General features: G+C 43.6%; 17 protein-coding genes. 9 read left to right on the forward strand and 8 right to left on the reverse strand.

What is annotated here, in order from left to right; translation table 11 throughout:
- Positions 1 to 262 precede the first annotated feature (262 nt).
- Together NE664_12010 and NE664_12015 are read right to left on the reverse strand one after the other, a co-directional pair.
- On the reverse strand, positions 263 to 847 hold the full coding sequence (locus NE664_12010; GenBank protein MCQ4727367.1) for a pentapeptide repeat-containing protein: 585 nt from the start codon (positions 845 to 847) through the stop codon (positions 263 to 265).
- Positions 848 to 894: 47 nt separating this feature from the next.
- Positions 895 to 1,581: an MBL fold metallo-hydrolase gene (locus NE664_12015; protein ID MCQ4727368.1), complete on the reverse strand. Its 687-nt coding sequence runs from the start codon at positions 1,579 to 1,581 to the stop codon at positions 895 to 897.
- A gap of 329 nt (positions 1,582 to 1,910) precedes the next feature.
- Here NE664_12015 and NE664_12020 point away from each other — a divergent pair, with 329 nt between their 5' ends.
- From NE664_12020 to NE664_12030, 3 genes are all read left to right on the forward strand, one after another.
- Positions 1,911 to 2,189: a hypothetical protein gene (locus tag NE664_12020; protein ID MCQ4727369.1), complete on the forward strand. Its 279-nt coding sequence runs from the start codon at positions 1,911 to 1,913 to the stop codon at positions 2,187 to 2,189.
- A 648-nt stretch (positions 2,190 to 2,837) separates the two neighbouring features.
- Positions 2,838 to 4,142: a flagellar filament capping protein FliD gene (gene fliD / locus NE664_12025; protein MCQ4727370.1), complete on the forward strand. Its 1,305-nt coding sequence runs from the start codon at positions 2,838 to 2,840 to the stop codon at positions 4,140 to 4,142.
- A gap of 278 nt (positions 4,143 to 4,420) precedes the next feature.
- Positions 4,421 to 4,615 carry a putative motility protein gene (locus tag NE664_12030; protein ID MCQ4727371.1) on the forward strand — a complete coding sequence of 65 codons (195 nt, stop codon included), beginning with the start codon at positions 4,421 to 4,423 and terminating at the stop codon, positions 4,613 to 4,615.
- A 667-nt stretch (positions 4,616 to 5,282) separates the two neighbouring features.
- Here the strand turns inward: NE664_12030 and NE664_12035 are convergent.
- Positions 5,283 to 6,089 (reverse strand): MBL fold metallo-hydrolase, encoded by an 807-nt coding sequence (locus tag NE664_12035; GenBank protein ID MCQ4727372.1) that lies wholly within the window; start codon positions 6,087 to 6,089, stop codon positions 5,283 to 5,285.
- A gap of 508 nt (positions 6,090 to 6,597) precedes the next feature.
- On the opposite strand from NE664_12035, the gene NE664_12040 reads away from it, so the two are divergent.
- The 5 genes from NE664_12040 (at position 6,598) to ilvC (ending at position 12,084) form a co-directional block, all read left to right on the forward strand.
- Positions 6,598 to 7,056: a hypothetical protein gene (locus NE664_12040; GenBank protein ID MCQ4727373.1), complete on the forward strand. Its 459-nt coding sequence runs from the start codon at positions 6,598 to 6,600 to the stop codon at positions 7,054 to 7,056.
- Positions 7,057 to 7,424: 368 nt separating this feature from the next.
- Complete coding sequence (locus NE664_12045; GenBank protein MCQ4727374.1) at positions 7,425 to 7,592, forward strand: hypothetical protein; 168 nt, start codon at positions 7,425 to 7,427, stop codon at positions 7,590 to 7,592.
- Between the two features lie 984 nt (positions 7,593 to 8,576).
- Positions 8,577 to 10,232 (forward strand): biosynthetic-type acetolactate synthase large subunit, encoded by a 1,656-nt coding sequence (gene ilvB / locus NE664_12050; GenBank protein MCQ4727375.1) that lies wholly within the window; start codon positions 8,577 to 8,579, stop codon positions 10,230 to 10,232.
- 15 nt (positions 10,233 to 10,247) lie between these two features.
- Positions 10,248 to 10,769 (forward strand): acetolactate synthase small subunit, encoded by a 522-nt coding sequence (gene ilvN, locus NE664_12055; protein ID MCQ4727376.1) that lies wholly within the window; start codon positions 10,248 to 10,250, stop codon positions 10,767 to 10,769.
- A 328-nt stretch (positions 10,770 to 11,097) separates the two neighbouring features.
- Positions 11,098 to 12,084, forward strand: a complete 987-nt coding sequence (ilvC, locus tag NE664_12060; protein ID MCQ4727377.1) for a ketol-acid reductoisomerase — start codon at positions 11,098 to 11,100, stop codon at positions 12,082 to 12,084.
- A 550-nt stretch (positions 12,085 to 12,634) separates the two neighbouring features.
- Here the strand turns inward: ilvC and NE664_12065 are convergent.
- The 5 genes from NE664_12065 to NE664_12085 all read right to left on the reverse strand — a co-directional run bounded on the left by NE664_12065 (position 12,635) and on the right by NE664_12085 (position 18,081).
- Positions 12,635 to 13,495: a hypothetical protein gene (locus NE664_12065; protein MCQ4727378.1), complete on the reverse strand. Its 861-nt coding sequence runs from the start codon at positions 13,493 to 13,495 to the stop codon at positions 12,635 to 12,637.
- Between the two features lie 12 nt (positions 13,496 to 13,507).
- Positions 13,508 to 14,896 (reverse strand): hypothetical protein, encoded by a 1,389-nt coding sequence (locus tag NE664_12070; GenBank protein MCQ4727379.1) that lies wholly within the window; start codon positions 14,894 to 14,896, stop codon positions 13,508 to 13,510.
- A gap of 26 nt (positions 14,897 to 14,922) precedes the next feature.
- Positions 14,923 to 15,372, reverse strand: coding sequence for a hypothetical protein (locus tag NE664_12075; GenBank protein ID MCQ4727380.1), 450 nt, complete (start codon positions 15,370 to 15,372; stop codon positions 14,923 to 14,925).
- A 221-nt stretch (positions 15,373 to 15,593) separates the two neighbouring features.
- A complete protein-coding gene (locus NE664_12080; GenBank protein ID MCQ4727381.1) occupies positions 15,594 to 16,637 on the reverse strand; it encodes a DUF1574 domain-containing protein in 1,044 nt (347 codons plus the stop codon).
- Positions 16,606 to 18,081 carry an MBOAT family protein gene (locus NE664_12085; GenBank protein MCQ4727382.1) on the reverse strand — a complete coding sequence of 492 codons (1,476 nt, stop codon included), beginning with the start codon at positions 18,079 to 18,081 and terminating at the stop codon, positions 16,606 to 16,608. The genes NE664_12080 and NE664_12085 overlap by 32 nt, the downstream gene beginning before the upstream one ends.
- 148 nt (positions 18,082 to 18,229) lie before the next feature.
- Here NE664_12085 and NE664_12090 point away from each other — a divergent pair, with 148 nt between their 5' ends.
- Positions 18,230 to 18,691, forward strand: coding sequence for a DUF5721 family protein (locus NE664_12090; protein MCQ4727383.1), 462 nt, complete (start codon positions 18,230 to 18,232; stop codon positions 18,689 to 18,691).
- Positions 18,692 to 18,722 lie beyond the last annotated feature (31 nt).

Genomic DNA, 18,722 nt, shown 5'->3' on the forward strand with positions numbered 1-18,722 from the left:
GAGGTTTTGGAATTTTAATAAAGTAAGCCGAATTATAAAAAACGCGTTTCGAACAGCCAACGGCAGGCACGAACGCGTTTTTATTATGGTTGAGCGATAGGAATATGAAAAATCCGTTGATAATTTGAACTGAATAAATCATAACGGTATTTGAATACGAATCTTAAAGCATATATTTAATGATTTTTTAAAAGCAATTTGCCGCGGACGGTTTTAAGACAGTCGCGTCTTAAAATAAACTTGCGGCTGTCGGATGACAAAGCTATTCTATTTTTATACCGAGGCCGTCAAGGAGCCTTACGGCTTCAGGAAAAGAGAATCTTGCCCCTTTCAGATTGTTTGAAAAAATATCGATATTATAGCCGGAAGCCTCCCTGAAGTCAGATTTTCTCAGATCGCAGCTGTAAAATTCCGTTCCGTCGAGACGGCATGATTTAAACAGGCTTTCGTTTAAATGACATTCGCCGAATATCGAGGATATAATTTCGGAACCGGAGAAATCAAATTTTCTGAAATTTATGCCGGTAAAGGCGTTGTATTTTAATAAGCAGCGGTTAATTTTGCTTATGGGTTCCGAAAGCTTGCCGCTTGGAAGCAGTTCGTGCCATTGTATATTTACAAGACGGCAGTCGGTAAACTGGGAAAACCGCGACTGCGAATATTTAGCTGAAAGCGAAGTTACTGTGCAGCCATAAAACCGGCAGTTGGAAAATGAACATCTTATTATTGAACATGAACTGATTTTACAGTTCAGAAAATCACAGTCGGCGAATGTAAAGTCCTCAAGGCAGGCATTTTCAAGAATTATATTTTCAAATGTATTGTATTCGTAATTATTTTTATCCATCTGTATTCCTTTTTGTTTATTTTCAAATAAGCAATTTATTTATGCCGTCATATTTCAAATGATTGCCCTTTTTTCGATATTTCAAATATATTTTCGGCATACGGCTTAACCGGCGGAAGCTCTTTTATTTTGCGGCAAACGCTGTAATCGCCCCAAAAATGCATCGGAAAAATATTTTTGGCTCCGACTGTTTCCATAAACTGGGTTATGCACAGGCTTGAATGTATTCCTTGGCGCGGATCGAGAAGAAGAAATGCGACGTCGGGATTTTCGCCCTTAATTTTCGATATTTCGTTTATATACGCTTCTCCCATTTGGCGGTTCCATTCGTCGGGTTCGCCTTCCCAGTACCAGTTGTTCAGATCCCCGGCGTGATATATTTTAAGGCCGTCTGTTTTTATAAAAAAAGCTACTCCCTCATCGGTCGATTTCAATGTTTTTATATTAAGGCCGTCCGTTTCGTATTCAGCGTAGGGCGCAAGAAACTGTACATTTTCTCCGGAAGCCGCTTTTTTCGGTATATCGCTTGAGAGTATGAATTTTACATTCGTATGCGTTTTCGCAAGATCGAATATCTTTTTTGAAAAATGGTCGCTGTGGGCATGGCTTGCAAAAACAAAAAGCGGTTTGCTTTTGTCAAGGTAAGGGATTTCCCCGTCGGTATAGTCGAAAAGCATAATGACACTGCCCGTTTCAACGAGAAAAGAACTGTGGTTTATATATGTTATTTTCATATTTGCCTCCTGTTTGTTTTTCCGTTTTAGGGAACACAATTTTTAACCCGCGGCTTATGCAGTTTGTTAAGCGGCCGAGCAAAGCTTAAATTAACAGGCGGCCGCGGCCGAACGGCGGATTATATATTTTCGCCGTTTATTTTCATTTTATCATGGGCGGAATATATTTATTATAATGTTTTGCGGCGAAAAAAACAAGGCGCGGAGGATTTGCCCCGTTTTCTTTTCAGACTGGCGGCGGTTTCGTTAATTTTACTGCTTTTTGATTTAAGCGGAATAATCTGATAAAATATACGGAAAGGCAAAACGGAAGTTGAGGAGGCTTAATTATGTGCCTGCATGATTTGATTGTCAAAGAATTTGAACGGACCGGATCTGTATCGGCTTTGATTTATTTAATTGAACATGGGAGAGAAATTGAATTTTCATTTGAAGGAAAGAAATATTTCCTCTCCGGCAGTAATTCCGAAAAAAACGTATCTCTTTGGAGCGATCAAAAGGAACAAAGTTTTTACAGCATAGAAGAACTGATTGAAAAAGCGGAAGTAACGGACGCGGCGGCATTATTGGATGTCCTGCCTGAAGTACATTTAGAAACTATATTTTAACAAATTTCGGTTTATCGGCGCGCCGCTGCCGCCTTGCTTTGCTTTGACGAAAGGCGGTTATTTTACATGCCGAATTAATTTAAAATATAAAAAGCGGCAAAGGATGAGTATAGCCTGGTATTGATTTGGTCATGGGCGGCACGCCGAAATTTCATGGCGGCATGCCGGCGGCGAAAAGCCGCATATTTAAACGGAGGAGAGAGTTTGCCGGTTTCCGATAACATTATAGCCTTGAAGCAGGGGGAGCGCCTGGCGTTATATGCGGATATAGGTTCGGTTTACAAGGGCGCGCGCCCTGCAAGATAAAGTTTTCCTAAATTTTGTGCTGTATACGCTTGGCACAGGATTATATTAGTCGGCGTGTATGCGACTTGAACTGCAAAAAACTGTCCCCTTGTGAGGCCGAAAAGTTTTAACAGGCGTCGGCAGAGTAGGGGAAAGGCAAAGGCGCCAAAGAGCCGCCGTACTGCGGCAAGCGGCTTTAACACGGCTATTGCTCTGCCAAGACCCGTTAAAACCGTGTATGCGCTTGTAAACTCTAAGCGCAAATGAAAAAATATATTAAAATTAAAGCGATATATGCCGATATATAAATATAGGGATTTATCCTGCCGAATTTTTTTATTTTAGAGGAAGGAGGGAGTATTTATGGCAATTAACGGAATTAATTCAATTAATAATTGGAGCTACTATATAAATTACCAGCAGGCCGTTAATAAAACGAGACTTACGCAGGCTTTAAGCAAAAACCCTGTTATTGCCGACAAGTTAGATAAGTATGAACAATCCGGATCTTCCGCCGGGCTCGGTTCTTCCAAGAATTTCCTTAAGGAGTACAACAGCGCCGTTTCCGGCTTGATGTCGTCCGCCAACACGCTGAGGAACGTTAATTCAAAGAGCCCGCTTAATGAATTGACCGCAAAAAGCAGCGATACGGACGTCGCCGACGTTAAGGTTAACTATACGGTTAGGGAAACGGCAAAATATGATTTGGAAGTGAGCCAGACGGCGTCGGCCCAGGTAAATTCTTCGGAATTTGTAAGCGGAAGCGCGCTTGCCTCCGGGGATATGAATTTTGCTGTTGAATCTGCCGACGGCGGCAGGATTGATGTAAATGTAAGCTCCGTTAAGGAAAACGGCGGGCAAAAGACGAATTATCAAATGATGAAAGAAGCCGCCGAACAAATTAACAAGGGCGATTCGGGCGTAAGGGCCGAAGTTGTTGTTGACGACGGCAAAACAAGCCTTAAACTTACGTCTGAAAAAACAGGCGCGGCCAACGGCTTTACCGTAAGCGGTGACGAAGGCGCGGCAAAAGGCATTAAAGAAACGGCGCAGGAAGGCCGCGACGCCGTTTACAAAGTTACGAAAGAAGGCGTTACAAGGGAATATACATCAAGCACAAATGAAATAAGCCTCGATTACGGAAGGATGACCGCAACCCTTAAAAAAGCCGGAGAGGTTTCCGTTTCCACAGGCCTTGACGATGGGAAAGTTGTTTCCGCCGTTAAGGATCTTGTTGCAAACTACAATAAAACGCTTAATCTTCTTAATGATAACGCTTCCAGAGGAAGCGGCGTTATAAACCAAATCAGAAATATGGCTATGGCGCCTGCATCCGAAAAAAGCATGGAGCTTATCGGTATTACCGTTAACAAGGACGGCACGCTGAAGCTTGATGAAAGCAAGCTTAAAGAAAGCTTGAATAAAGATCCTTCTTTGACAAAAGATATACTAGGCGGCTCCTTTGGAGTTGCGCAGGGCGCATTCAACGACGCTGTCAAAGGTATGGGCGCTAACTCCCTGAGCCTTATAAGCAACGATATATCAAGCCTTCAGGGATACGGCTCCATTAACGATCCTCTTGGCAATATGAGCTTTTTTGCAAATTCAGGCTCCTGGGGAAGGAACAATTATTCCGCACTGGGGCTTATGTTTGATATGCTTGTATAGCGGTTATTAAGGCTTTAAAAATAAGCGTTAGGCCGCAATTAAACGGCGGCAGGGGAATACCTATAAAGGGGGCGCGTTTGCGCGTCCCCGTGATTTATAAGCGTCTTTGCTGTCAGAAAACGGTTTGGAAGAAACTCGTTTTAAGGCGGGAAAAGACGCCGGATATGGCTTTTAGGCACGGATTTACGGACAATTTTTATATATTTGGCGCGGGCGTTTAAAGCGGCAGGACGCTGTTGCAGTGAAAGTGCGCGGCAAATTTGAAAGGAGGGACAGTTATGGTTGAATCTATAGCGGCAATGAGTATGAGCATGAGCGCCGCTAAACTGCAGATGGACGCCGGTATTGCGATTGCAAAAAAGGCAATGGAAGATTCGGCTATGTCGCTTGAAGGGCTGATTGATATGGTGGATGCGGCGAACGCTTCCCTTTCGTCGGACGGCATGCCGCATGTTATCGATACTTTAGCGTAATGTATCGGAAATTTTTGTATTTTAAGCATGACGTTTTAAATGCATAAACGGACGACGCATAAAAATAAGATGCATACATATTTTGCCCTATTGGCCGAAAATACGGAGTTTCGGAGCGGGATATCCGAAACGGAAAATGCGTCGGTAAAATTTTTGCAGACAGGCAGGCTATGCCGCGGCCGAACCCCGGCCGCGGCGCATATGGTTTCCGTAAGCGGAAGGCGGCATATATAGGCGTTACGGAATATGGGCTGTGTGAAGCGTCGGAATTTTTGATAAACATAAATATGCGGCTGTGATATGAGCGTCGGACAATTTTTAAGGCCGTGGGGCGGGGAGAACTTTTTAAAGCGGAGGTTGCGCCCCGCGGCTTTTATTTTGGCGGGCTGTAATGGATTGAGTATGGAGGTGTGCGGAATATAATACGTCCTCTATGACGGCGTACGGTAACCGTTATAAAAATAAAATGCCTTTTCTGTTATAGGCCGTTCAGGGCGATTTATAACGAAAAGGCATTTTAGCCGCGACAGCTTTTGTTTTGGCAAAGGTATGCGGATACTGCCGGAAATGAGAGAGTGTATTTTGCGTTACTTTGGTTAAAAGGCATCGTTGCGGACAGCGGCACGGTTTGCGGCAGATTATTAAAAAGTATGGAATGACGGGAAGGCTAAACGTTTATTTCCATGCCTACGCCGACTTCTTCGATTTTCATGGAATTTATCATTTTTGCTTTCGCTTTCAGGCATACGCAGTGGCAGGGATAAAGCTTATCGGCTTTGAGGTCTTTTAAATATTCTATTGTGCTGTCAAGCCTGACGTCGTCTTCGAGAAGGTGGAAGCCGCCGATTATGCCGGCGATTTTATCGCACCCAAGAATTTCTTTTGCGTAGGAAACAATGTTGCAGATACCGCTGTGGGAGCAGCCCGTGACTATAAATATGCCGTTTTCGGTTTTAAAGGCCAGAGCGGAATCGTCAAGCAGGTAATCGTCGCTCCAGCAGCCAAATTCATTTTTACGGCCTATGGGAGTTTTATTTTCAAAGCCGTTTACGCGAGGTATTTCGCCCAGGAATACGCAATCGGGCGTTATAAAACGCGGCGTTTTAGAAGGCGCATACTTTGCGGCGGCGCTTATTTCATCCTCGTTCATCGGCGCGCCTATGTAAAGCGCGCCTTTTGTTTTTGGGTTAAAACAGGAAGGATGGCATATAATTTCAACATTTTTTAGATCTGTTTTTTCGAGCAGATATTTAAGGCCGTTTGTATGGTCCAAGTGTCCGTGCGACAGCACGATATGGGTTACAAAATTCAAATCTACGCCCATTTTTTCGGCGTTTTTTATAAATATATCGGAATATCCCGTGTCAAAAAGTATTTTCGCCCCGACCGTTTCTATATAAAAACTTACGCCGGGTTCTCCTAAATAATACTCGTCTATATATGTGTTGTTGTCTACAAGGACTTTCAGTTTCATTAAAATTCCCCCTTTTATCAGATTTTAACAAGGAGATCTGCGCCTGTCAACGGATCTTAAAAAGCCGCCGTTTTATATTTGGGCTAATGATTTTCAACTCCTTTAAAACTCTGCAATCCCGCAAGGAAAAATTTTTGCAGTTTAGGGCGCATATGCGCCGGCATAGAGGAGCCTTTGGCAAGCGTATGCAGCACGGAAATGCGGAAATTTTTTCCTTGTGGGACGTGCGGCCTTATAAAGCGGAGATACTATCTGCAAATATACCTCCCTCCATAATTTCGGCTAAAAGAGGCCGTTTATATACTAAATCCGTCCAAAGGGAAAAAGGGAGAAAAGAGTCTTTGTTTTCGCTTTTTGACTAATAGGCTGTTATTATGTGTATTTTATTAAAGCAGCACCATTCAAAGTATTGAAGGAAGCGGGAAAATATTATACAGCGTATAAACGAAACATTGTGAAGAATTTTTCGTCTAAAAAATAAAGAAAATTTCAGAAGGGGGTATACGCGATGAAAAAAAGCGCTATTATTTTAACATTGATATTAACGGCGTTATTTGTTTTTGCAGGCTGTCAATCAAAAGCTGGAGGCGGGGAAAGTCCCGTTATGGAGAGAACTGCTGAACCGAACGGCAGTACCGATGGGAATAATACTGCTCTTTCCGAACATAAAACCGATGGGGAAAATATTTCCGAACAAGACCCGGAAGCGTTAGGGTGGGATAAAATACCTATGGTAATGGTAGATGGCAAACTTTACTATGATACGGGGGAAGAAAGTACAGTCGACGGCCGATGCGGTGTAACGGACGGAGAAATAACTTCAACTGTCGATGGTTCAGAAACGCCGACAGAGGATAATCAGTCCAACTTCGGAACAGGTTTTGAATATCAATATGGCTCCGAGGACACCATAGAGATTTTTATGAACGAAAAGTGGATTGTATTTGAACATAGAGAAGAAACGTAAAACCAAATTAATGTTGACAAAAAAAGGAAAATGCAGACGGCGTTTCCGAAAGAACGTCGAAAGAGCTAAAACGGTATAACAGTTTGCTTTAAGGAAAACTGTCGGCTATAAGGCATGTCGCGTTGATCTCCATGAAAAAGGCAGTTTCGCCAAAGCGGAGGATTTTGGGGCGGCGGGAGCGAGCTGATTATGTATTTCTGAACAGCGCCCTCAGTGTACAAGGTATATACGCTCCATATGGTAAATTTTTATGTTTTTCGGCGCTGAAAATACTTGCCTGTGAACTCTCGAATCTTTTTTCGGAAAACGCTATGCGCCGCGACTCTTATGCGGTCGCGCCATTACTTCCGGGCAGGCGCATTTGTACCTTGAATAACAAAAAAATTCCCCATGTGGAGTCAAAGGCTGAGGGCGGTATCAGCGGTTTAAGAGCAAGTAAAAATCATGTAGGCGCAGCTAAAGATACATTAAATGCTTTTGACGCCGCTATTGGGCTGATAATGCCGTCCTTAACCGTATATACACCTATACACTGAAGGTGCAAATAATATATAAAGGGGTTATCTCAACTTTGGGGCGGCCCCTTTTTTTATGCTCCATTTCAAATATATATAAGCTTTGACTAACTATGTTCTGTGAATACAAAAGGGAAACGCGGGAAAGCAAAGTTGAATAATTTTCTTCAAACGTATATGAGATATTTTTATGTAATCGGCAGACAATTTGTTTTGGCGGAATAAGCCGGCCTAAAAGTTAAATATGACCGAAAAGTGCGTATGTTGATAAGTCTGTTGACAAACCGGGGAATACGGCGAGTTTATGTGGACAATGTACGGCGGCGGGACGCATCAAATTTTCAGGCTGAGGACGGCTTTGGAGCGTTTTTGCATTTTTATGTATAGCGCCCATAGATGCCGGCAGCGGAGCGGCACAATGGAAAATATGTAGGAAGAAAATAATTGAGTTTGTATTTGGGAACGGGGAAAAGAACGGTTTTGGCGCCTGAAACGCCGCGGAGCGCGTCCGCACAAAATCGGATTTATTTAAAGCGGCTTTCTTGCCGCCGTTTTTAAAAAAAATTTGGATGAAACGCCGCGATATTTTTAAAACGTTTTGCAGTTTGTAATTTATGAAGCTGGAATTAAAAAAACTATTGACAAATGACGTCCAAGGGTATAAAATTCTTAAAAAATAATACTGAATTAAGTTTGAGTTTTTTAATTTAGTTTTTTATTACAGAATATTCGGGAGAGAACGTAACGATGAACCTTAACTTCTTATCAATCGTCATTATCAGCATTATTAACCTCATTATTATTAATGAGGCTATTTGTGTTGGTAAAAAGCGATTCGGCAAGATAAGAGAGGCAAGGCTTTAGTTTACAGGAACTGGCCGTTTTAAAACCCCCGCAGCCTAATCGCAGCGGGGGTTTTTTTATTAAAAATTATTCGGGGAAGCGCGTCTTTTGCCGGTAGGAAGAAGTTACGCCGCCCGATAAATGTTTACAGGGGGGTCTAATATGCAGTTGACAGGTTGCCAGATAATAATAGAAGTGCTTATAGAACAGGGGGTTAAAACGGTTTTCGGTTATCCCGGCGGACAAGTGCTTAATATATACGATGCGCTTTATGAATACAGGGACAGAATAAAACATGTTTTAACCGCACACGAACAGGGCGCCGCGCATGCCGCCGACGGATACGGCAGGGCAAGCGGGGAAATAGGAGTATGTATCGCTACTTCGGGACCGGGGGCTACAAATCTTATAACGGGGCTTGCAACGGCAAACGCGGATTCTATACCGCTTATAGCTATTACAGGCAACGTGCCTATGGAGCTTATCGGCACGGACAGTTTTCAGGAGGTTGATACAATCGGCCTTTCGATACCGGTTACAAAACACAGTTTTCTTGTTAAAAATGTTGAAAGTTTGGCGGAAACGCTGAGGGAAGCTTTTAGGGTGGCAAAAAGCGGAAGGCCGGGGCCTGTGCTTGTGGACATACCGAAAAACGTACAGCTTGCAACGACGGAATTTGAGAGGGGCGGCAAAGCAGTTCAAAAGCCTTTCGATCATCCGGAAAAAGAACTGTTGGACGAAGCCGTCAGATTGATTGAAAAAAGCGAAAGGCCGCTTATTTACTGCGGCGGCGGCGTTGTAAACGGCGGATGCAGCGAGGAAATATCGGCCCTTGCCGAAAAGTGCGACGCGTATGTGTCTTTCAGTATGATGGGGCTTACGGCCATGGACGGCGAAAGCCCGAGGTATTTAGGTATGAGCGGCATGCATGGGCGTTATGCCGCCACAAGGGCGTTTTCGGAGGCGGATCTTATTATAGCCGCCGGCGTAAGGTTTACCGAAAGGGCTACCGGAAACAAAACGAAATTTGCGGAGCATGCAAAGATAATACATATTGATATAGACGTTGCGGAGCACGGAAAGAATATAGACGCAAACGTCAAAATTTCAGGAGGGCTCAAAGAAGCCTTACAGTATATACTTGAAAATACAAAACAGAAAGACAATGCAAAATGGCACGGCGTTATGGAGGAATATAAGGCAAAAAGGCGCGAAACGGCCGCAGGCCCGTATATGATGCCGTGGGACATAATAAGCGCGGTGAACAAAAAGGCCGACGCCGATACCGTTATAGCAACGGACGTGGGGCAGCATCAGATGTGGGTTGCACAGTATTATGTTTTTAAAAAGCCGCGGACACATTTAACAAGCGGCGGCCTCGGAACTATGGGCTACGGCATGGGCGCGGCGATAGGGGCGTGTATGGCGACGGGAAAAAGGACGGTTCTTTTTACAGGCGACGGAAGTTTCGGAATGAACCTGAATGAAATGGCGACGGCTGTCAGCCAAAACCTTCCGATTACGATTGTTGTGTTAAATAACGGTATGCTTGGAATGATACGCCAGTGGCAAAGCCTGTTTTTTAACAACCATTATATGGCTACGGTGCTGGAGAGAAAAACCGATTTTGTAAAGCTTGCCGACGCTTTCGGAGCAAAAGGTTTCAGGGCGTTTAATGTTGAGGAGCTTGAAAAAGCTATTGACGACGCTTTTGCCATAGAAGGGCCGGCCGTTATAGACTGCGTTATACCGCCGGAAGAAAATGTGTTCCCTATGGTGCCGCCGAACGGTTCCCTTGACAATATGATATTAAAATAACAGGAGGTAAATATTATGAAAGACGATAGATTTGCTGTTTCGATAATAGTTACAAATATGGCCGGGGTTTTAACGAGGATTTCTTCTCTTTTCAGCCAGAGGGATTTTAATATTGATACGTTTACGTCGGGGGAAACGGAAAATCCTACGTATGCCAGGATAACGATTACGGCAAGCGGCGACAGCAGGAAAAAAGATCAGCTTATTAAGCAGATCTCAAAGCTGTACGACGTTAGGAAAGTTGAAGTGATGAAGCCCGAAAATACGATTTTAAGGGAACTGCTGATTGTTAAAATAAGCGTGGAAGGCGAGAAACTGCGGGAGGTGCTTGACGCCGCCAATGTTTTCAGAAGCAAGGTTGTCGATATGTCGCCGGGAAGCGTATGCGTTGAAATGACGGGGGAAAGCAGCAAGCTTAACGCGTTTTTGAAATATGTGGAGCCTTACGGCATACTTGAATATTGCCGTACGGGGCTTATAGCGGTTGAAAGGGGCAAAACATGCCTTTACAAAGACGAAAAGCAGGCTACGGCATAAAAGATATTTCAAGCGCGTTTCCAACGTGCCTGACAGCGGAAAAAAGGCGGCGGCCACGGTTTTTAAAATGCGCCGGACAGGGCGGAGGATTTAAGCGGCAGTATGCTTGCGATTTTATTGTCTTAACAATCGCGGCGCGGCAAAACGGCCGGAGTGTGCTCAAGGCGTGAAGTTTTGGAATATGTTTATACTCAACGCCTAGAAAACGGGAACTTTTGCGCCGCGGGACGTGCGCGCCCTTTCAAACCTAAAATGCTTAGGGCGTATGCGGGATTTACATAAATTAACGGCAGTATTATTATTTTTAATATAAAGGAGAATGAGAATAATGGCTAAAATGTATTATGCAGAGGATGCAAACAAAGACATGCTTCAAGGGAAGAAAATAACGGTTATAGGATACGGGAGCCAGGGGCATGCACATTCCCTGAATTTGAAGGACAGCGGCGCGGACGTTACGGTTGGCCTTTACGAAGGTTCAAAAAGCAAGGAAAGGGCGAAAGAAGCGGGGCTTAACGTTATGAACACAGGCGAGGCCGTTAAACAGGCAGATATTGTTATGATACTTGTTAACGACGAAATACAGGCCAAGCTTTATAAAGAAGAAATAGAACCGAACCTTAAAAGCGGGGCTACCCTTGCATTTGCCCACGGGTTTAATATCCATTTCGGCCAGATTGTGCCGCCTAAGGATGTGGACGTTATCATGGTTGCGCCTAAGGCGCCGGGGCATACCGTAAGGAGCCAGTACCTTGACAATTTCGGCGTTCCGATGCTTATTGCCGTTTATCAGGATGTGAGCGGCCATGCAAAGGACACGGCGCTTGCGTATGCGGACGCTATCGGCGGCACAAGGGCCGGAGTGCTTGAAACTACATTTAAAGACGAAACGGAAACGGATCTTTTCGGAGAACAGGCGGTTCTCTGCGGCGGCGTTGTGGCGCTTATGAAAGCCGGGTTTGACACACTTGTCGAAGCGGGATATGCTCCCGAAAGCGCATACTTTGAATGTATGCATGAAATGAAGCTTATAATTGACCTTGCCGTTCAGGACGGCATATCGTTTATGCGCCATTCCATCAGCGATACTGCCGAATACGGCGACTATACGGCAGGCTCGAAAATAATTACGGAAGATACGAGAAAAGCCATGAGGGGAATACTTAAAGACATACAGGACGGAACTTTCGCCCGCGAATGGATACTCGAAAACCAGGCTAACAGGCCGCATTTTAACGCAATGAGAAGGATACAGAGCGAACATCTTTCCGAAAGCGTTGGAAAAGAGCTTAGAAGCCATATGAAAAAACATTGATTTTTTGCGGGTAATATTCGGCGAAAAGCGAAAAAACGGAAGGAAGGCAAAAGGCCGGCCGACAAGGGTTTTGAGCTGATACGGAAAAAATGCAATGTATAAGGCGGCCGGCCGTGGTTAAACCAACAGCCGGCCGCCTTAAATTTATCAGTAAAACCGACGAATAAATGAATTAAGATTATTTTACGCCGTATATATGACGGCCGATTTCGGTAAAGTAAGCGGTATAGATATTTTTCACAGCGAAAAGACGCGGCGGCGCGCAGTTTTCTGTTGTGTATCGCCGCAATGTATGCCGCATGAATTACGCCTCATAAAAACGGCGCGGCAAATCTCAAAAGCCGTTACGGTAATCTTGCCGTCGGTTAAATCCTTCCGGTGTTTCCTGCCCTGCATTGACTATCGGTGGGAGAACGTGCCGGTGAACAGCGTTCCGCTTGTGGAAAACCACATTTCCATTCAAACGGTAATGACGACGTTCGGCAAACGCTTTCTTCTTATTATGATATTCTTAAAATCCATGATGCAGACAGATTTTATCCGCTTAATTTTATTCCTCTTTCAATTCGTTTGTATATGCGTTAATTGTATATGCGTCCGGAGAACCGGCTACGAATATCCTGTAACAGGGAACAAGACGCAGACGACTGCCGTCGTCTATATCTTTCGCGTTTTTAAAATCATAGCCTAGCTCGATTTTTTCGATATATACGCTGTCGTGCGGACTGCTTTTTCTTATTTCTTCAAGGAATGTTAAAAGTATTTCGTCGCACGAATATATTTCGCGCTTTTCCCCCGTAAATTCCTGCGCGGTATAATAGCTGGCCGACGCCATTGTAACGCCGTTTTCCGATACGGTTATCTTTTTAAGGCTGCTGAATATTTTGTAGCCGCGGAAACTTTCCATATATTCAAAAACATAGGCGCCGTTATCCGGTATCGCGCTTTCGAGTTTTAGGCTTGAACGGCCGTCTATATTTAAAAGTTCAAGGAAATCCTCGGCGGCGGCCATGGCCGTTTCTTTGCCGAAATTTTCAATTTTGCCGTTTCCGTTCGGATTCAGGTACGTTATGCTGTTATCCTGCACGATTAGGCTTTTTGTGTTTGAAGCGAGGATTGTCTTGTCAAATTCCAATGTTATTTTCGGATTTTCGCCTTTAAAAAATATTTCGCGGAAATCGTCTATTTCAAGGGCGTTTACGCTGATTGCAAGTTCGCGCATGGGAGGGGCTTCCTTTATTATTTCCGTATAAAGCCCTACGCCGTTTTTTTCCAACACTTTATATATTGCGCTTTCGCGCTCGTTTGTAATTTTATAATCGTGCCCGTTAAAATGGTTAGCGGCAAAAAGGCCTATGTTAAGCCATATAAGAAGGTAGATAAATATTCTTTTAACCTTTTCCCAATCCATGCTATCCCTCCATTATTCGGCGGCGGACGCTTCCGTTATATATTCGGCGCCGTCTACAGACATATACCACATTAAGACGCTTTCGCCCTCGGAAACGGCGTTATATCCCAAAACAAGGTTTTCTATTTCGTTTGCAGGCGTTTCCAGACCGGCCATAACCGTATTCATTGCGCCTAAAAAGTCGGTGGAAACAGTTTTTGTGCGGGAAGGCGAAAGCACGAAATCGCGGGCATAACGCCTGTACCGTTTTACTGCGCCGCCTTCCACAAAAATTTCTATGGCGTGCTCCATGTTCAGTTCTTTTTTAAGGGAATCGCTGAAAAATACGGGCATATCGTTTACGCTGTAATCAAAACGGAATAAAAGCCCGTTGCTGTTGAATTCGACGCCTGTTAAAAATACATCCGTATTAAGGCTTTTATCGTTTTTCAGGAACCGTCGGCAGGCGTAATATGCGCTTGAGAGGTTCTGCTCGGTATTATTTTCAGAGCGGGTATAGTTATAATATTCAAGCACATGGGTCGGATAGTATTTAACTATAATATCGTTAGTGCTTACGGAATATATCCCGTCGTTGTCTTTAACGGTAGTTTTGGCCGAATAGCCGTTAAAAAATTCGCTTGTGGCGTTTTCCAGGGCCGCAAAAGTATTTGTGCCGAATTTGTCTATTGAGTTTTCAGGCGTTACGGCGGCATACTGATAGCCGCTTTGCGACCACTGGGGAACGAAAACATTTTCCTTAAATATGTTAAAGCCGTTCTGTTTTGTAGAAATATACTTCAGCTTTTCCATGTTTGCAATTTCGGCATTATTTATTGCCGTTGTCAGTTTTTCCGCATATTTACTGCCGCGCAGGGTTACAGCGCATGTTTTTCCGCCGTCGCTGTCGACGATATAAAGCTTATTTTCTTCGGTGCGGCCTGCCGACGGCACGGCTATTATCTGGTTTATGGCGTTTAGCGACGAATAGCCTTCTTCATTGTCGATGCCGCCGAACCCCAAGAAGTATTGGCTTGGAAGCACGTCTATTGAAAAGTCCAGGATTATGCATTTTTGGGATATATATTCGTCGAAAGCGGTTTCGACTGTTTCCGGACTGCCGTTTTTAAGCATTTCTTCAATAAAAAGGTTTGTTTTGCCTATGAAGCCGCCTTCGTCGATACCGGGATATGTTACGCTGAAGGTTTTGTTGCCGTAGCCGATTATGACGTTTTTTGGATCAATAGGGGCCGTTAACAGTTCATCTTGACCGTTATAGTTATATTCCGATGAAAAAAAAGAATAAAAAAAGTTATGGCCGGAGTAATTCTCAAGCCATAACAACGCTGTTTGATAGACGGCGGCAATAGTTAAAACAACGATAAAAATATTTTTTATTCCGCCTATTTTAACTAGTTTCATATTTATCACCGCTTACTGTTTTTAATTTAATATGCCGATGACCCGCCGGGGACATAAATACTGCTTTCAAGCTTGGCTTTAATTTCCTTATTTTTACGGGTTACGGTGGTTTCCATTTCAATATTTTCGCAGTCTTCAAGCCCCGCCGAAAAATCAATGACGTTTTCGCCTATATAAAGCTCCACAGGCTGGCTGAAAAGGCCGCTTTCGCCGACTTCCACAGTGTAGGTATCCATTTCTTTAAGCTTATCGTTTGAAAGCTTTTTATAAACGGTTATTTCGATGACAGTGCCTTCGTCGGCCGTTCCGGAAATTGTTTTGGAGGAATCGAACGTAGATGATTTTTCTTTGTCGAAATCGAGGCCCCCCGTTATTTCCAGCGATACTTCACCGGCAAATGCAGAGCCTGCGTACATAATGGCAGTAAATGAGAAAACAGTTATAAATGTCAATAAATATACCAGCGTTTTTTTCATAGGTATACACAGCCTCCTTTCAATTTGCTTGGAAAATTAATTTTTTACAGGAAGTATTATACATCACTATTGTTACAAATCTATTACATGAGGCTTACTATTAAATTACATTGCCGTTCTTTTACATAATAGTATTAGTATACCTTAAATTTTAAATTGTATAACGGTTTTATTTTCCGCCGGATTATGGGGGAATATGATGTTTTTAAGCGTTCGGCCCGCTATTGTTCAAAGCCGGCGGAAGTTCTTATCCATTTTGAAAAATATCTGTCGGCAATCTGCACGCCGCTGTGGTTAAGGTGCGCGTCGTCACGGAAATTTGCGTTTTCAAATAGGTTTTCCGTTTTATTGACGGTATTGAAGTCCAGATAAGGGATGCCGTTTTTTTCGGCAAAGCCGCTTATCGCGCTGTGCACATACTCGTAGTTTTCGATGAACTCCATGCTTACGGGGGCGACGGGAGCCGTTACAAATACAAGACGGGCGCCGTTTTGACTGCAAAGCTCTATGATTTTTTCAAGATATTCCTTTTGCGTCGGGTCTATTTCCCAGCCGTAGCCGTCAAAATATTTGAACTGGTTTGTCCTGTCGTATTCGTCGCTGGCCATGACCATATCGCAGTAGACGTAGCCTTTTGAACGGTAGTATTCCGAGCCTCCGGAGGCTTCCTGACGGGACCTTGAAACGCCGTATTTTTCTTCTATTTCGTTCTGCATAAGGGTTCCGGCGTATGCAAAGTAGTCCTGCTGATACCGTATAGCGGGAAGGGCGTATTTAACCTTATCCCCGGCCGGAAAAACTTTGTTTATATATTCGTCGACGAGTTCTTTATTGTCCATAACTTCAAAAACCGATTCCGCCTGTTTAAGCTCAAATTCATCGTCAAGGCAGTCCCAATAAAGTTCCATGACAACCGTTTTCGGTTTCTGGTAATTAAAAATTTCCCTTAAAACGTAATACGACGTATCCGCATGCTGGGACGGGGTGCCCATCTGCCAGCTGTTTGTGCCGAGGTACGCGTCTATAATTTCAGGGTCGAAAGTGCAGTATGAATGAGACGAACCTATAAACACCATATCAATGGAATTTTCGGGCTGTTTGTAAAACTCGTCGAACCTCTGCTCGGTAAAGGCGTTTACGGTGTTTTTTTCCGCCGCCGTTTTGTACTTTTTTCCCGCCATGCCAAACAGCAAAAGGACAACGACGGCAAATATGATAAATTTTAAGAACAGTTTAAAACTGAAAGTATATGAATTCTCCCGCATTGTAAAATACCCCCGCCGTTAATATGAATACCGCTATAAACGAATAAAAAGCAAGCCGTATAAAGAAATTTTTTTTCATAAGCGTCCTGTGTATATCGCCTCCAAGCAGAAGTTCGGCGGCGATAAGCGTAAGTATGGCGATTATGACGGTTTTAAGTTCATACAGGCTCATGCCAAGGTTAAGGGCCGTATTATATATATATTGAGGATCTGTCCAGCTTCTGAAGCCCCACAGTATATGGTCGAATATATAAAACGCGTCGCCGACGCTGTTTGCCCTGAAAAATATAAACGATAAAGTTACAAGCCCGAACGTAAATATAACGCTGAATAAATTTATAATTCCGAAGCTGAATGAATTATTTTTATATCCTAAAAGATTTTTGATTTTTGTACGCGCGCCGTCCGTAATGCGTTCGATTATTATAAAAACGCCGTGCATGCCTCCCCAGATTACATACGTCCAGTTTGCGCCGTGCCACAGGCCGCTTACAAGGAATGTGACAAAAAGGTTCCTGTATGTTTTGAGCTTTGAGCCGCGGCTTCCGCCGAGAGGGATATATACGTAATCCATAAACCAGCTTGAAAGGGATATATGCCACCGGCGCCAAAACTCCCTGACGCTTTTGCTAAGATAAGGCCTGTCAAAGTTTTTCATAAGGTTAAAGCCCAAAACTTTTGCACTTCCGACGGCAATGTCGCTGTATCCGCTGAAATCACAGTAAAGCTGGAAGGAAAAAAGCACTGTGGCAACTACAAGCGTAAGGCCCGTATAATGCTGCGCCGAGTTGAAAACCGTGTTTACCGCTATCGCCGCCCTGTCCGCAATAACCACTTTTTTGAAAAATCCCCACATCATGATTTTAAGGCCGAGTATTACCCTTTTTATATTAAACCTGTGCTTTTTGTAAAACTGCGGCAGAAGGTTGCGGCTTCTTTCTATGGGGCCTGCCACAAGCTGGGGGAAGAACGTTATAAACAGCGAAAATTTGCCGTAGTTTTTTACCGGTTTTATATCTCCCCTGTATACGTCTATCGTATATGCCGCGGCCTGAAAAGTATAAAACGATATGCCCATAGGCAGTATGACGTCGAAGCTTTCGATTGGCCATTTGCCGCCGAAGCCCGCAAAAAGCGCAATGAACGTATCGTTGAAAAAAACAAGGTATTTAAACACGAACAGCAGCGTGAAGTTTATAACGACGCTTGCCGCAAGCATTCGGCGGCGATTTGCGGCGTTCCTGCTTTTATATATTTTCAGGCTTAGGGTATAGTTTACAAATGTGGAAAAAATAATCAATATTATAAGTTCCGGCCGCCATGCCATATAGAATATATAGCTTGCCGCAAGCAGCAGTATCCACCTGAACCTGTGCGGAAGCAGGTAGTAAAAAAACGTAACCGCTATAAAAAACACTATAAAATGGAAACTGTTGAATAACATAGCGTCCTCCTAAAACAAAATGCCTCTCTGTGGAAAAAGCTCAGACCGCCGGATTGAACGGCCTTTTTTATGATACTATAATTTCGCCTTGTAATGCAACAAAAAAGCCTGTAAAATATAATAAGCGCAAAATCAGGGGGGATATATATTGCTTACGGCAAAAATAAACAATACAAAGCTTTTTATGGCGCACCTTTTAAAACAGGGCACGTTCGACGGATATTATCTTGTGAATGCGGATATTACCACCTTCGCAACATTCAGCATAAACGGCATATTAAACAAAAGCTATGACGATAACGAAACAAACCGTCCATACTGCTTTTGGAGCGAGGCAAAGCCTTATGTATACGAGGTTATAAAGGGGCGCAGACTGCCTAAACATATAAAGCTTGTTTTATCGGCAACGCCTGAATTGGTAAACGCCGTCGCCCCTAAAGCGTCTTCGCTTTTTATTAACATAACCTTCGACGAAACGGGCGTGACTTTAATAACCGGATGTTCCATGAAAGAATTTTCCCTCAGCAGAAAGGAAGAATACTGTTGGGATTCATATATAAAAGACATGCTTGCGGAAAATAAAGTTTCATTTACGGAAGAAGAATATTGATTTTGTTAGCACTCGTTTTAAATGAGTGCTG

Origin of the sequence: Anaerotignum faecicola (assembly GCA_024460105.1) — a bacterium.
GTDB lineage: Bacteria > Bacillota > Clostridia > Lachnospirales > Anaerotignaceae > JANFXS01.